Here is a 14,088-nt window from a genome sequence, read left to right as displayed (position 1 = left end):
TCCCTCGCGGAGTGGTGCAAAGGTAGAAACTTTAACCTTATGCTCCAACAGTTTCGGAACCTTTTCCTAAACAAAAAACACAATTGACTGGAAGTCTGAAAGATATTTTTTCAATATACAATTCGTTGGAGAATTGATCAACTATTTTCTAAACACCCAATATTTCTGCATTAAAAAATTAAAACCCAGTGAAACAAGAATTTCAATTATGATTTTCGAATAATATGGGTTCATTAAAAGATGGTCGACTAAAAGGAATATACCCAATGATTTCAAAAATATGCTACCTATAACAACGACAACAAACTTTCCCAATTGCTGGCCAACAGGCGTGCTCGTGCTATCAAAAGTCCAATACCGATTAATGGTAAAATTAACAACGGCTCCCAACGAGCCGCTAATGATGTTTGATATACATGCTGTAAAACCTAATACTTGTATACCAACTGAATAAACAGCAAAGTCGAATAGTCCCCCCAGAAAAGCAGACAACTGCGCTTTCCCAAAGGAAAGAAAAAAGTCGCGTATTTTCGTCTTACGCTTTCTCCTCATTTAAGGACGCCTCCCTATTCTTTTTTTCCGCCCAATCTCGTTCATCCCCCATATTAAGCAGTTTTTTGGTATCAACGCAATTTATAACAAAAAGCGCAATGCAAATTACGATTACGAGGTAATTAATACTTCCTACAAAAAGAACTTCGCTCATCAACACAGCACAAATAATTATTCGAATCTCCGTCGGGCCCAATAATCCGGCGTCAATAGTATATTTATCTGTTATGCGATACCGTAGTTGCGAAATAATCATCGCCCAACCATATAACGCGACGAGCGCAAAGCCAGAATACTTAAAATCATCAGGAGCGTAAAACACATATCCCAACCCTATCATGACCGTACTAATCCAATCCATGACGATATCTAGTGCAAAACCGTACCATTTACGTGATTTATTTCGATAGTATGCGATACGTCCGTCCAAAGAGTCTCCGAACCATTGCACAAAAAAACCAACAATTCCCAACAACAACCAAGGACGAGCGACATATTCAGCTAATAAAAAACTCCCCAGTATCATGAAGGACCCAAAAAGTCCGATAGCCGTTAAACCGTCTGACGAAATCCAATTCGGCACACGCGGAACAAAATAAGAAATCAATTTCTGCTCTGAAGAACTTAAAACATTTGTCCTCTTCCGATCTTGGAAAAGTTTTTTATTTATTTTTTGACTCATCTTATAGTCTTTAAAACCAATTGTTTTTCTGGTACCACTGTAAACTATCTGTCAAGCCCTTATCCAAATTATATGAAGGCCTGTACCCTAGCACTATTTGTGCATGACTGATATCACATTCCCAATTCTCCGCCGTCAATTCCTCCAACCGCTCTGGGTAAATTACCGGCGTTTTGGCAGAATTGCTATATAACCATTGGGACACACGTGCTACGCTCTTGACTATCGCATAAGGCACGTGGATACGCATAAGCTTTTTACGAAACGTTCGCTTAAATATTTCAGCCATTTCGTAACGGGAATAAACACCTCCATCAGAAATATTAAAAATATCCAGTCTTTCTTGAGGAGACACACACGCTTGCAACAAAGCTTCTACCAGATCTTTTACGTAAACAAACGAAAGTTTTTGAGGTGCCCTCCCCACATAGGCATCAATCCCTTTATTCATCGTATGAAACAAAATAAACAAATCCCTCTCTCGTGGGCCATATACTGCAGTAGGGCGAATAATGGAAATTGGCTTATCTGCAAAATTCGCACAGATCATTTTTTCCGCCTCCCGCTTACTACGACCATACATCGTCACCGGATGATAAGGTGTGAATTCTGTTATCGGTCCGTCGAGATAAGATAACGGGCCAATAGCGGCCAAACTACTCACGTACACCAACCGTTGAGGTGGGTTGGGTGATTCGAAGGCAGCTTGCGTTAGTCGTTCCGTTACGCGAACATTCGCATCCATCATTTCATCTTCTGATTTTGCCTTTGTCATTGCTGCTGCATGAATAATATAATCATACTTTTCAGAAGTAAATAATGTCGCCAATGAGTTTAACTGATTAAAATCGGGGTAGACGAACTTATCAACAAAAGACTCAATATCGGAAACTTGACTTGTTTTACGCACCGCAGCATGAACTTCATAACCTGCTTCATGAGCTGCCGACACTAAATGAAATCCGACAAAACCACTTGCTCCAGTCACTAGAATCTTTTTCATTCCCTTATTTTCTTCTATCGGCCAATAGGTGCTTTTCCAAGTATTTAGAAATTAGCATCTCTATATCGATTTTTCGTAAAGACGGTAGCGCTTATAGAGTTCTGCATTAATTTGTTCAATCGCGTGGTTCATCATATAATTATCATCCAACATCCAGGAACATTCTGCACCCTCAATTCCCGACGGAATTGCATTTTTTATGATAAGACCGTACAGACAAGCCTCTATACCTAATTTTCGATATTCTTCCAACACCCCCAACATCAAAACCCGAATCATCTTGATCTTTTTTAAGCCAAAAAGCAATTTGAATATACCAAATGGCAATAGTCTGCCTTTTTTTATATGAATTAAAATTTCGTTAATATTCGGAATCCCCAAGGCAAAACCTACAATCTCCTCTCCTCGCTCAGCCACAATACAATATTTGGGATCCACAATCATTTTCAATTCTTTGGCGGTATAGTCAAACTCTTCATCCGTCATCGGAACAAAGCCTAGATTTTTGTCCCAAGCTTTATTATACACCGCTTTTATTTTCTTCGCTTCGTTTGCAAAATCTTTTAAATTGATCTGACGTAGGACGATACCCGATCTCCGCAACCTTTCTGTTAATCTCTCTAATAATAGCACAGAACGTCGATTGGCAGTCTCGGTCTTTACGAGATAGGCACGTAAATCTACTTTCTTAATGTAACCCGCATGCTCAATAAGCTCTAAATAATAAGGAGGGTTATACGGCATCATGACCATAGGCGGCCTATCAAATCCGTCCACCAAAAGCCCACAAGTGTCATTCGTTGTGAGATTAATAGGCCCTACGATACGCGTTCCTCCTTTGGATTTCACCCATTCAGCAGCCGTGTCCAGCAATTTATTTGCGACCGATTGATCATTAATACATTCAAATAAACCAAACTGACCTTCAGATACATGGTTAAACGTATTGTGATTGGTATTCCAAACAGCCAACACACGTCCTACGATACGCCCGTCCTGATAAGCAAGAAAGGCTTGTGCCGACGAATGTCTATAGAATGGATGCTTATGTGGCGAGAGTAAGTCCTGTTGTCCTAAAAACAACTCAGGTACGTAGTTGGGATCATTCGCATACAAATCATGCGGCAAGTCGATAAATTGCGTGATTTGTTTTTTCGATTGGACAAGAACTATCTCTATCATCTCGTTAGCTTATGAAAGACTCAACCTCTAACGTCTTAAAAACTTTAGACATCTTATCCACAGCTTCATCAATTTGATCAAAAGTATGCGTTGCCATCAATGAGAAACGAATAAGTGACTCCTCAGCCGGCACGGCCGGCGCAACGACTGGATTCACAAAGACTCCGTTATCCTGAAGCAATTTAGTCACATAATACGTTTTATCGTTGTTGCGGATAAAGATCGGCAAAATCGGGCTTTCCGTCTGCCCAAGATCAAAACCCTCCTCAAGCAAAAGTCGCTTTGCGTATTCCGTATTTGCCCATAATCTTTCGATATGTTCAGGTTCTGTCTCTATAATTTCCAAAGCTTTTAATGTAGAGGCGACAGAAGCCGGAGTCATGCTCGCACTGAACATTAACGAACGTGCACGATGTTTTAAATATTCAATAGTATCTGTATCTGCCGCTACAAAACCGCCCAACGATGCTAAGGATTTACTAAATGTACCCATAATCAGATCGACCTTATCTGTCAGACCAAAATGAGACGCGGTACCTGCTCCTCGATCCCCTATCACCCCTAAGCTATGAGCGTCATCACATAAAATAGCCGCATCAAACTCATCGGCCACAGCGACTAACTCGGGAAGCTTTACAATATCTCCCTCCATACTGAAGATACCATCCGTAGCGATCAACTTGAAACTGTCCTCTGGAAGTCGTGCTATTTTACTACGCAAATCATCCATGTCGTTATGCGCGTATTTGATCACTTTAGAAAATGACAACCTACTGCCATCGATAATGGAAGCGTGATCTCTGTCATCCAACAATATATAGTCATTCCGGCCCGTCAGACAAGACAGCGGTCCTAAATTAGATTGAAAACCAGTGCTAAATAATATAGCTGCCTCCTTACCTACATAGTTTGCCAGCCTTGCCTCCAATTCCACGTGGATATCCAACGTTCCATTTAAAAAACGGGATCCAGCACAACCTGTACCATATTTTTCCAACGCATCCTGCGCGGCCTCTATGATCCTTGTATCTGTTGTCAACCCTAAATAAGAGTTTGAGCCGAACATCAACACACGTTTCCCATCAATCAAAACCTCCGTATCCTGTTTTGATTGAATTGGTCTAAAATAAGCGTAAAGGTTATTAGACTTAATAGGCTCCAGTTCACTTTGTAGGAACTTAGATGTTCTTTCACTTAACTTTCCCTTACTCATGTTGTAGGTGTTTGTATTGTATGTGACATAATTTCTTAATCCAACCTAACTTACCTTTTGACTATCCGTATTTAATCGTCAAAAATAAACTAAAAAAACGAAAATATACAATTTCCTTCCCAATCAAGCTGTTAACCACCATGTTATTAATTGGCGTCCTCTTTCAGAATATTTTCTGCATACTTTTCGTCCAAAAAAATCGGAGCAAACATACAAAATTCTCCCGATTCCCTCCCATCGAAAAACCATATAAATATCATAAAATTAAATTATTGTTAAGATATTACCAACAGTTTCTCACGAAAACTTCGATAAACCTATAAAATCATTATTTTTGCGTTTAAATCAATTTGGAATGGCAATATCGGCAAATATAAATATTAAAAATAAACGTGCATCTTTCGAGTATCATTTATTAGACAAATATGTAGCAGGAATATGTTTATTGGGTACAGAAATTAAATCTATCAGGGAAGGGAAAGCCAATATCAACGATAGTTTCTGTTCTTTTTTCGAAGATGGTCTGTATATTCGAAACATGCACATTGCTGAATATTCATTTGGTTCTTTCTATAACCACGAGTCTAAAAGAGATCGTCAACTCCTTCTTACAAAAAAGGAATTGAAAAAATTGAGGGAAAAGGGTGAAGAGAAAGGTTTCACTATCGTTCCGCTGCGTATATTTATCAATGAGCGGGGCTATGCTAAGATAGAAATTGCGTTAGCGCAAGGCAAAAAGGATTTCGATAAACGAGAAACAATCAAGGAACGGGAAAGCAAAAGGGAACTCGACCGCGTCATGAAGAGATGATGGCTATCCTTCTATAATAGCTTATATTATATATTGTCTAGGTGTCGTGACCTCCCGTTGTTTAAACAGGCGTATAAAATAACAACTGTTTCTATAATACCGGGATGGGATTCTTATCTTGTCCTAAGGCAACAAACGTAAACATGCCTTGAATAGCCAATTCCCGTCCTTCTTCATACATTTTCTCTAAGAAAACTTCGACTTTCACTTTGACGCTCGTCCGTCCGACGCTGTGCACCCGCGCCACAGCTTCGATAATGCTTCCCGAAGGAATAGCTTTCTCAAAGTCAATCCGATCAGTAGAAACGGTCACCAGCTGCTTTCGACAAAAGCGTGTAGCCGCCATAAACGAGACCTCATCCATAATGGCCATCGCTTTTCCACCAAATAATGTGTCGTGATGATTAGTCAGAAACGGAAAAACGGTGGTACATACACGCGTCTCCGAAGCCTCTATTCTTTCTTCTAGTGTCATTTTTAAATGATGATGATTATCAAGTCGTTTCTACGTCAATTCCTATACCTTTTAATAATAGTGATGCATTGAAGATGGTACAGCGGCCATGTTTCAATTTATAATCAAAAAGCATTTCTCCCTCTTCTACTCGGATATCAAAATGATAATTCTGCACCTTACCTACATTTTCCTCCTCAAGTGAAGCCAGTTGCAAATCATGCGTAGCCACCATTCCTTTACCTTTCATTGCAATCAGTTTACGAATAATGGCTCGAGATCCTAAATATTTATCTACCGAATTGGTTCCACGCAACATCTCATCAATAAGAAAAAAACTATCTTTATCCTGTTTTACCGTATCTAATATAAACTTCATACGATCCAATTCTGCTTTAAAAGTAGATGTACTTTCATTTAAAGAATCTCTAATCCGCATGTACGAGATGAGGTTATATATAGGCAATTTAAATGTAGCAGCGCATGTTACTGCTCCGGCATAAGCCAAAACCGAGTTAATACCGATGGTTCGAAGAAACGTACTCTTACCTGCCATATTCGACCCAGTTATTAACGCAATTTGATGATGCGCATTGCAATAATCGTTCGCGACAGATTGCGCTACAGGAATTAACGGATGCGCAATTTCCACGGCTAAAACGCTATCATCCGTTGTACTGCCTAACAATTCAGGAATCGTCCAAGAAGGATGGTTGCGTTTTAATATCGCCAATGAATTTAGTGCTTCGAACTCTGCAATAACATCAAAGGCTTCCAGAATATCTGCTTCGTACTTCGATTTCCAATGTACAATCTTCATCACATATTTAAAATCCCACAGCAAAATAATATTGAGAATAGCGCCCATGAGCATATTATTTCTTGCATCAAGATTATTGATGAGTTTTGACAGTTCTCGAAAGGCACCAGACAATGGCTTTCCTTCAATACCTAATTGTTGTTGTAAACGTTTATTTTCTGACTCCGCAAATGCCTTCCTTTCTACCAAAGTCAGTCCTTCCGCATAGGCCGCCAAAATTTTCCCAACTTTATCTATTCTGCTGGAAAACAAACCTACTTTGCCTGCCAATCCTAACGTCCAGAACAAATGTATTAATCCCAATAACAACAAGCCCGTCCATATAGGGGTCACAAACAATGAAAACAACAAGCCTATAAGTAAAATAAAAGGAGCAGCGGGGACATAAAAGCGCATAAATGCATTACCAAACGCCAAACTAGACCCCTCAAAATAGCGTAACAAGAAGGTTTTGACTTCTATTTTCTGATGGACATTAAACAAGAGTCTTGACTGGAGGTTTTGACTCCAATCTAAATCCTCGGCTATCTCCGCTATCGCTCTTTGCCTTTCTTCTATCTCCTGTTTGGTGGCGGCGCGTTGCAGCCAATCTGCCAATTTCGCAATTCCAAGCGTTGTTGCACAACGGTTAAGCAGCGAAAACAAGGAAAATTGGCCAAAAATATCTAAATCAGATGTATAAGGATGGCGATCGTCTTCAAAATTTGCCCCCTCATTATAGAGTGTTCGACGGGTATCTCGCAGTGTAATTTCGTTTTCATTGACCTTTAAAAAAGCCTCCGCCTCAGCACGCTGCTTTTCCAATTTACTCTGTCTTCGTATTAGAAATGCAAATAGGAATACAATGGTCAAAACAGCTAATAATAAAAACAATAGGTTCTCCTTCTGAACCAGATAGAATAATAAAGCACCTCCACCGATTATGACAAATAAACGGGCAAAACTATTTTTATTTATCGACTTATGCAGACCTTGAATTTCTTCTTTTGTCCTTTGAATACGTTCTTGATATTTATTATAGATCATTCTTCATTAATACTTCTTACCATTTTACCAAGCTTGATCCCCTACTAACGGAACAAAACGGAATGTGTCCAGTTCTATACGTTCAAAGTCATTTTCACCTACACGCAAGATAGTCACCATTTTCTGGGACTTCTCATCCCCTACTGGAATAACCAAAAGCCCTCCGTATTTCAATTGTTTCAACATGACTTCGGGTACAAATGGGGCTCCGGCTGTGACAATAATTTTATCATAGGGTGCATGTTCAACGATTCCTCTTGAACCATCTCCCAAGAAAAAATGTGGTCTATATCCCATATACGGTAGCACCTGTATTGTCCGATTGTATAAGTTCTCTTGCCGTTCGATAGTGAATACATCTGCGCCCAATTCCATTAAAATACAAGTTTGATACCCCGATCCCGTACCGATCTCCAATACCTTGTCTCCTTTTTTTATATGGAGAAGCTCGGATTGATAAGCAACGGTATAGGGTTGGGAGATGGTCTGGCCGTCACCAATAGGAAACGCGATATCCCGATACGCTTGATTCCAGAAGGTTTCATCAAAGAAAAAATGACGAGGTACTTTTCCGATCGCCTGCAACACACGCTTATCCTCTATCCCTCGTTTTTTCAGTTGGTTTACGAGCTGCTTCCTTGCGCCTCTTTCCCGGTAGTTGTCTACAAACTTATAAGCCATTATATTCCAAAAATACCATTGTTAGTAGACATTTCATCTATTTATTTTTCTTTTTATGACTGATGAGAGCCCAAGTAAAGCACCATTCCCAAGCGTATCAATGTTTATTCACATCTCGGTTTCTTGTATTAAAATATAAAATGTTTAATTTCAATACGATAAAAAAATGTAGTTTCGTTATATTCGCGACATAACCGTTTCTATATATCAATAAGTTACAACGAACACATAAAATTAAAGACCATGAGAAAATCCATACTTCTATTATTCGTCATCTTCACACATCTAATTGCTTTTGCCCAAGTGTCACCGAAAGATGATGGGGTTATCAAAATTTTAGCGATAGGCAATAGCTTCTCGGAAGATGGCATTGAAAATTACCTTCACGAATTAGGAACAGCTAACGGAAAAAAGATGATTATTGGCAATCTTTATATTGGCGGCGCACCTTTATCCTTGCATGTAAAGAATGCGAACGAAGATGCTGCAAAATACCAGTATAGAAAAATTGGTCTCGATGGGAAGAAGATAACGACTAAAGATGTCCGTATTTCACAAGCATTAAGCAATGAAAATTGGGATTACATAAGCTTCCAACAAGCGAGTCCGCTATCAGGAAAGTTCGATGTGGTCATCGAAAGCCTACCGAAACTCGTCAGTTACGTACGTGGAAAGGTAAATCCCGAAGCACAATTTGTTTACCACCAGACATGGGCTTATCAACATGATTCAAACCATAAGGGTTTCGCAAACTATAATCGTGACCAGTTGACAATGTATAAGGCGATTGCTGATGTCTCAAAGAAAGTGTCTAAACTAGGTGATTTTAAATATATTATTCCTGCCGGTACGGCGATCCAGAATGCACGGACCAGCTCCATGGGCGACACCTTTACCCGAGATGGTTATCATTTACAATTAGACTACGGTCGTTTTACGGCAGCTTGTACTTGGTATGAGAAGATCTTTGGAGAGGATGTACGTAAAAATTCCTATAAACCGGAGAAGGTAACGGAACTCCAGGCAAAAATAGCGAAAGAAGCAGCCCATAAGGCCGTTAAAAAACCGTATAGTGTTTCTAAGGTTAAATGGTAATCCGTAATATTATGGGGCGCCGCATTCCTTAGCGGCGCCCTTTGGGAACCCATCACTGGTTACGAATCACCAAAATTATATCATTTGCTACTGGAAATGTTTGAAATTAATCTTGGGTGAACCAGCGGGGAAAACAGGAAAGATATTGTCCATCGCCAGAAGCTCCTCGTCCCAATTATCATATATATATATATGATAATCCAAATAACTTATTCTGAAATCGTTCAAATAGTGGTTTTCTCGAACAAGGTAACCTATTTTATCTTTGGGGTACATTCGTAAAAAACGCCATCGAGATTGAATTCAAATTTATATGAAGATTCTAATACTTTGCTGAGGGTCTATATTTATCATCTCAATTAAAGCACGACACCAACTCCGACCGAGAAAACCCGATTTTTGATCGTGTCCGACCATTTATAGTTCTTATTGGCAATATTGGCGAGCCCCATCCGGTAGTTCACGTTAAAAAAGAGTCTCTTCCCGAATTTCATGCCGGTCGAAAAATTGAGTCCATAGTCAACACTTTTGAGTGCGTTATCTTGATATATGATGACGGAAGTCGTCGTGCCACTCGCATAGTCATTTTCTCCGTTGATGGCGAATCCCATATAAGGTCCCGCTCCTACAAAAACATTACCGAAATTGTCTAACGGCATCTTCCCTAAAAGATTAACCGCGACGTCTAGCCACATGACACGTTGGTTAATTTCGCCGCCCCCCGAATTGATGTCCTCGATGAGTTTGGCTCCTTTCCCTTGCAAAGAGAATTCAGGTTGAATATAAATGTTCTTGGCAATCGGCGCATCGAGATATCCGGCCAGATAAAAGCTTGCCCTAGGTTTCGCATCTACAAGCTGCTCAGTGTCGCCATAACTGTATGACGCGAAATTAACACCGGCTTTCAGCCCAAACTCGGTCTGTGCCTGAACACTAAAAAAGGACAATAATATGACGCCTATTGAGAGAAACTTCTTTTTCATATAATCTAAATATTTAATGACCATTTATTTAAAATAGAACGCAAATTAAAGTTGCAAAACAACCATGATTAGATTTTGTCATAATACTATAGTTTTATAATAGATTCACTCTAATCATTTTTTTGAATTAACATACTTTTATAAAAGTTCTGCCAATAGCGATTTTGATTATTTATAGAGAGGTGCCGGATCCTTATTTAAACACTATTTATCATTTTTCAATTTTCAAATCACCACTATTCTATGACATCTGATATCCGAATGCTTTCGGTCTAACCATCGTTTCCCGATAAACCTTACCGAAACGGTCGGTAACTTTTATCTCCAACGTACTAGTGGGAGACGATGCTTTCACTTTAAACATATGGGCTGTCTTACTGGTCACAAAATCAGCTGTTGGTACAGCATTCACGTTAAGCCTTTGGGCAGAATAAGATACAATATGTAATGGATCCAATACACTTACACGGTTGACGACTAAAGACGTTCCATTTTCCGTCACTTCTACCTTCCATTTAGTGTCGTAATTCCAGACATTGATTAACACTTCGTTGTTTGAATTCGCGTTGGCATATTCCACCGCGTAGGTATTCCATGCGGAGCCTGTATAATTTGGTGCAAACGCCCCTTTTGTAAGGTGCACCGTATTTAGATCATACGCTCTGAATTGATAATCTGTATCGTGACCAATGCCCTTGTATGTCCATTTTAAATCACTTCCATCCATCTCCCATATGGCATATCCTCCCGGTGCGCCATCTTTGCAGATGTGATTTTGGGCTGCATAACTAGGGTGTCCTGTCCACCACCATGTCGCACAGACCGCTGCCGTATTATGTTCCATGATAGCGGGGGTAGCATCCCGTTCGACATTATAATTGATATGGGTATGCCCGGTCAGCAGGTGTACTTTTGTAAATCCGTTCAGTGCATCAATAAATTCCTGCGCATTGCTAAGGCGGTAGCCCGTCGTCTCGTTTCCACCAGACAATCCCGGATTTGTATGAAGCTGTATGTGCATAGAAATCACCAATGGTGCATTCTTGTCTGTTATCGTCGCTAAATCTTTTTTTAACCAGGCAATTTGATCGGCAACGATCTTGGCATTGTAGTTTCTGTTGTTGGTATTGAGATATTCGATGTTATCCAGCACGATATAGCGTACTTTTCCGATATTAAACGAATAATAAGTAGGTCCGATGACATCTCGGAATCTATCTTCGGCACCCCAATCGGCGACAAAGTTGGGGTCATTATCATGATTACCCATCGTATGGAATACCATAGCGTCAATCTTATTCATCTCCGTAAGGTATTGTGGAAGACCATAATTGTTTTGATACCAGTAGGTCTCCCAGGTCATGTCGCCTAAGGTCAAGGCATATACCTTTGTGCCAGCATTTTTATGGGTTTGGATGGATTGGTTGACATCTGCTAAAAAACCTTGTTGAAACTGGTTAATATCACCGTTGCGATTGGCCAAGTGCATATCACCCAATACCATAACGACATGCTTGTCGTTGTTAACGGCTGTCAACTCAAAATCTTTGATTTCTACCACATTCGCCGCTTGGCCGAGCCGCTGGAAAAACTGAGGTGCTTTTCCGATTGTGGCTACCTCATAGTTACCCGGAATAGACACGAAAACATATTTGCCTTTTTTGGTCGAAGGCAGATAGTAAATACCGTTTTCGTCGGTTTTCGTTACTTCAAAACCATCCGACACGACGACATTCGCTAGACCGACACCAGCTGCGTATACAGAGCCTTTTATGGTCATTCCTTCTCTGTCTGGAATATGGGCATTGAAATATATATTAATCACCGTCGAGCCCAACATGGATAACTGTATACCGCGCTTTACAGTCAGCCTATACGTGCTGCCCGATATTAAATCTTCTGGCAAGACAATAGTAATATTATTATCCGTGACCGCCTTAGCATCAACAGTATATCTGTTGGCCAAGTATTCGAGTATGATCTGATCTCCAGCCATGAATCCCTTGCCCTGAATAATCAGATCCGCTCCCTTATTGGTATCAATACGCGAAGGTATAATAGCACCGATAATAGCCAGCTTTCCATCATCTTCTCCACCTGGATCGGGAGTTGGTTGCGGATCGGGTTGCGGCGAAGATTTTGAACAACTATATAAGCTAAATGTTAATCCAAGACCCGTAATAAAGGAGTTTTGAATGAAATCTCGTCGAGTGTAATGGCGGTTCACTTTCATTTTAAGGATTATAATAGATTTATAAATGCATAATCTGACCTCTCCCGATTTAAACCGGGAGAGGTCAGATTATTTAATGTTAGGTTATTTTTGCACGGTGACAACGATGTCATCCAAGAATATCCGATTTTTATTAATAGGTACGACGTTCGAACGTAAATCAAAATCGTTTCCCAGAAACCTAATCTGTGTTTCGGCAGTAGCTCCTGTGATGACAAAGGAACGTTCTGTTTCCGCAGCTTCCCATATAGCTGTACAGGTTGGGTCAGCATCGTAGTCCGGCCAATTAGTGATATTAAATTCTTTCACACTAACCTCGCCCGGTCCTATTACTTCTACTTTAAGTAAAGTATCATCTCGTGTTCCGGCTTTTGTTTGGTAAGGAACAGCCTTAAACTTAACCAATAGATTATCAACCCCTTGCACCGCAGTCAACTTAGGCGAAATTAAATCTCCTCCGTAACTTGTTTTGCCTAGTTTCACAAAACCTGAGCGTGCATATACCAAAGGTGTTTCACCACTTTTGTCCACCATATTAATTGTACTTGTCCAGCCTTTTGCTTTTTCTTCGGTAGTCCAATTGTCTATTCTTGCCTCATCATCTGTAGTATAAAAAATAGGACTTCCATAGGTCAACCAGCTAAAATCTTCATTAAGAATTGCACGTGCTTCCGCCTGATTAATGGGCAACACATTTGCTTGCAATACGTCGTCCAGATAAAAATTTAAATTAACGCTTCGGGCAGCACTCGAATTCTTACCGACGGTCAGTACAACAGGTGTATCGCCTGTTCCTTCCATGGGTTCCATCGTGACCCAATCGGCTTCTTGATCCGAGAGCGCAACCTTCCATGCCCCTGTAGAACGTATGGTATGGCGTGACGTGGCACCGGTCTCCGGAATTTCCAAGCTCGTCAAATCGTCCAGCATAAGATAGGGATCTTTTTCCTCTCCATTACTTGTACTTGACTTTTGTTCGATTTTGAACACGTTGCTTTGCAACCTTCCATCCACCATAAAAGTCAACACGACCGAACGGTCTTCCGGTGTGATATTCCTAGCGACGGTCAGCGTAAACGTTCCGTCTCCGGAACCCTCCTCAGGACTGATCTTCACCCATTTCTCCTTGCGCAGGGCTTCAATTTTCCAATTCCCACTGGATCTGAAATTGTAAGTTTCGGATGCTCCTTGCGCAGAAGCTTCCAGCTCCGAAGCGCTATCTGTCAGTTCAAAATAACCACCTTTTTCATCATTATCTTTGTCGCATGACAAAAATAATGTCACAAAAAGCAGGCAAAAGGCATAAATAACATTCGACAGCGCCACTGGTTTATAATTGTTCGTTTTCATAAC

The 14,088-nt window shown here is 40.3% G+C and carries 13 protein-coding genes; 2 read left to right on the top strand and 11 right to left on the bottom strand.

Annotated elements, in window-relative coordinates:
* Positions 1-141: 141 nt before the first annotated feature.
* From H8B17_RS17025 to spt, 5 genes are read right to left on the bottom strand one after another with little or no spacing between them, the layout of a single operon-like run.
* A complete protein-coding gene (locus tag H8B17_RS17025; RefSeq protein WP_190310422.1) occupies positions 142-552 on the bottom strand; it encodes a GtrA family protein in 411 nt (136 codons plus the stop codon).
* Complete coding sequence (locus H8B17_RS17020; protein ID WP_190310421.1) at positions 536-1,234, bottom strand: CDP-alcohol phosphatidyltransferase family protein; 699 nt, start codon at positions 1,232-1,234, stop codon at positions 536-538. The genes H8B17_RS17025 and H8B17_RS17020 overlap by 17 nt, the downstream gene beginning before the upstream one ends.
* Positions 1,235-1,244: 10 nt before the next feature.
* The gene (locus tag H8B17_RS17015; protein WP_190310420.1) at positions 1,245-2,237 is read right to left on the bottom strand and encodes an NAD-dependent epimerase/dehydratase family protein; all 993 of its coding nucleotides are present in this window, start codon (positions 2,235-2,237) and stop codon (positions 1,245-1,247) included.
* 60 nt (positions 2,238-2,297) lie between these two features.
* The gene (locus tag H8B17_RS17010) at positions 2,298-3,419 is read right to left on the bottom strand and encodes a hypothetical protein (protein ID WP_190310419.1); all 1,122 of its coding nucleotides are present in this window, start codon (positions 3,417-3,419) and stop codon (positions 2,298-2,300) included.
* A 4-nt stretch (positions 3,420-3,423) separates the two neighbouring features.
* On the bottom strand, positions 3,424-4,632 hold the full coding sequence (spt, locus tag H8B17_RS17005) for a serine palmitoyltransferase (protein ID WP_190310418.1): 1,209 nt from the start codon (positions 4,630-4,632) through the stop codon (positions 3,424-3,426).
* A gap of 355 nt (positions 4,633-4,987) precedes the next feature.
* On the opposite strand from spt, the gene smpB reads away from it, so the two are divergent.
* The gene (smpB, locus tag H8B17_RS17000; protein WP_190310417.1) at positions 4,988-5,443 is read left to right on the top strand and encodes an SsrA-binding protein SmpB; all 456 of its coding nucleotides are present in this window, start codon (positions 4,988-4,990) and stop codon (positions 5,441-5,443) included.
* A 91-nt stretch (positions 5,444-5,534) separates the two neighbouring features.
* Here the strand turns inward: smpB and H8B17_RS16995 are convergent, their stop codons facing one another.
* The 3 genes from H8B17_RS16995 to H8B17_RS16985 are packed head-to-tail and all read right to left on the bottom strand — an operon-like array spanning position 5,535 to position 8,424.
* Entirely contained in the window at positions 5,535-5,918 is a 384-nt protein-coding gene (locus tag H8B17_RS16995) for an acyl-CoA thioesterase (protein WP_190310416.1), read from the bottom strand.
* Positions 5,919-5,937: 19 nt separating this feature from the next.
* Entirely contained in the window at positions 5,938-7,743 is a 1,806-nt protein-coding gene (locus H8B17_RS16990) for a MutS-related protein (protein WP_190310415.1), read from the bottom strand.
* A gap of 24 nt (positions 7,744-7,767) precedes the next feature.
* A complete protein-coding gene (locus H8B17_RS16985; protein WP_190310414.1) occupies positions 7,768-8,424 on the bottom strand; it encodes a protein-L-isoaspartate(D-aspartate) O-methyltransferase in 657 nt (218 codons plus the stop codon).
* 243 nt (positions 8,425-8,667) lie between these two features.
* Here H8B17_RS16985 and H8B17_RS16980 point away from each other — a divergent pair, with 243 nt between their 5' ends.
* A complete protein-coding gene (locus H8B17_RS16980; protein WP_190310413.1) occupies positions 8,668-9,519 on the top strand; it encodes a DUF4886 domain-containing protein in 852 nt (283 codons plus the stop codon).
* A gap of 359 nt (positions 9,520-9,878) precedes the next feature.
* On the opposite strand, the gene H8B17_RS16975 is transcribed toward H8B17_RS16980, so the two are convergent.
* The 3 genes from H8B17_RS16975 to H8B17_RS16965 form a co-directional block, all read right to left on the bottom strand.
* Entirely contained in the window at positions 9,879-10,502 is a 624-nt protein-coding gene (locus H8B17_RS16975; protein ID WP_190310412.1) for a porin family protein, read from the bottom strand.
* 241 nt (positions 10,503-10,743) lie between these two features.
* A complete protein-coding gene (locus H8B17_RS16970) occupies positions 10,744-12,735 on the bottom strand; it encodes a calcineurin-like phosphoesterase C-terminal domain-containing protein (RefSeq protein ID WP_190310411.1) in 1,992 nt (663 codons plus the stop codon).
* An 84-nt stretch (positions 12,736-12,819) separates the two neighbouring features.
* Positions 12,820-14,085 carry a BACON domain-containing protein gene (locus H8B17_RS16965; protein ID WP_190310410.1) on the bottom strand — a complete coding sequence of 422 codons (1,266 nt, stop codon included), beginning with the start codon at positions 14,083-14,085 and terminating at the stop codon, positions 12,820-12,822.
* Positions 14,086-14,088 lie beyond the last annotated feature (3 nt).

The sequence above is a fragment of the Sphingobacterium arenae genome (assembly GCF_014692505.1).
GTDB classification, from domain to species: Bacteria; Bacteroidota; Bacteroidia; order Sphingobacteriales; family Sphingobacteriaceae; genus Sphingobacterium; species Sphingobacterium arenae.
This window is presented reverse-complemented; position numbering and strand designations above follow the sequence as displayed.

What these genes read in the sequence shown, in the direction of transcription:
- H8B17_RS16990 (WP_190310415.1), bottom strand. Translation starts at nt 7,743, where the DNA reads ATGATCTATAATAAATATCAAGAACGTATTCAAAGGACAAAAGAAGAA.
- spt (WP_190310418.1), bottom strand. Translation starts at nt 4,632, where the DNA reads ATGAGTAAGGGAAAGTTAAGTGAAAGAACATCTAAGTTCCTACAAAGT.
- H8B17_RS16995 (WP_190310416.1), bottom strand. Translation starts at nt 5,918, where the DNA reads ATGACACTAGAAGAAAGAATAGAGGCTTCGGAGACGCGTGTATGTACC.
- H8B17_RS17015 (WP_190310420.1), bottom strand. Translation starts at nt 2,237, where the DNA reads ATGAAAAAGATTCTAGTGACTGGAGCAAGTGGTTTTGTCGGATTTCAT.
- H8B17_RS16970 (WP_190310411.1), bottom strand. Translation starts at nt 12,735, where the DNA reads ATGAAAGTGAACCGCCATTACACTCGACGAGATTTCATTCAAAACTCC.
- H8B17_RS16975 (WP_190310412.1), bottom strand. Translation starts at nt 10,502, where the DNA reads ATGAAAAAGAAGTTTCTCTCAATAGGCGTCATATTATTGTCCTTTTTT.
- H8B17_RS17025 (WP_190310422.1), bottom strand. Translation starts at nt 552, where the DNA reads ATGAGGAGAAAGCGTAAGACGAAAATACGCGACTTTTTTCTTTCCTTT.
- H8B17_RS17020 (WP_190310421.1), bottom strand. Translation starts at nt 1,234, where the DNA reads ATGAGTCAAAAAATAAATAAAAAACTTTTCCAAGATCGGAAGAGGACA.
- H8B17_RS16985 (WP_190310414.1), bottom strand. Translation starts at nt 8,424, where the DNA reads ATGGCTTATAAGTTTGTAGACAACTACCGGGAAAGAGGCGCAAGGAAG.
- H8B17_RS16980 (WP_190310413.1), top strand. Translation starts at nt 8,668, where the DNA reads ATGAGAAAATCCATACTTCTATTATTCGTCATCTTCACACATCTAATT.
- H8B17_RS16965 (WP_190310410.1), bottom strand. Translation starts at nt 14,085, where the DNA reads ATGAAAACGAACAATTATAAACCAGTGGCGCTGTCGAATGTTATTTAT.
- H8B17_RS17010 (WP_190310419.1), bottom strand. Translation starts at nt 3,419, where the DNA reads ATGATAGAGATAGTTCTTGTCCAATCGAAAAAACAAATCACGCAATTT.
- smpB (WP_190310417.1), top strand. Translation starts at nt 4,988, where the DNA reads ATGGCAATATCGGCAAATATAAATATTAAAAATAAACGTGCATCTTTC.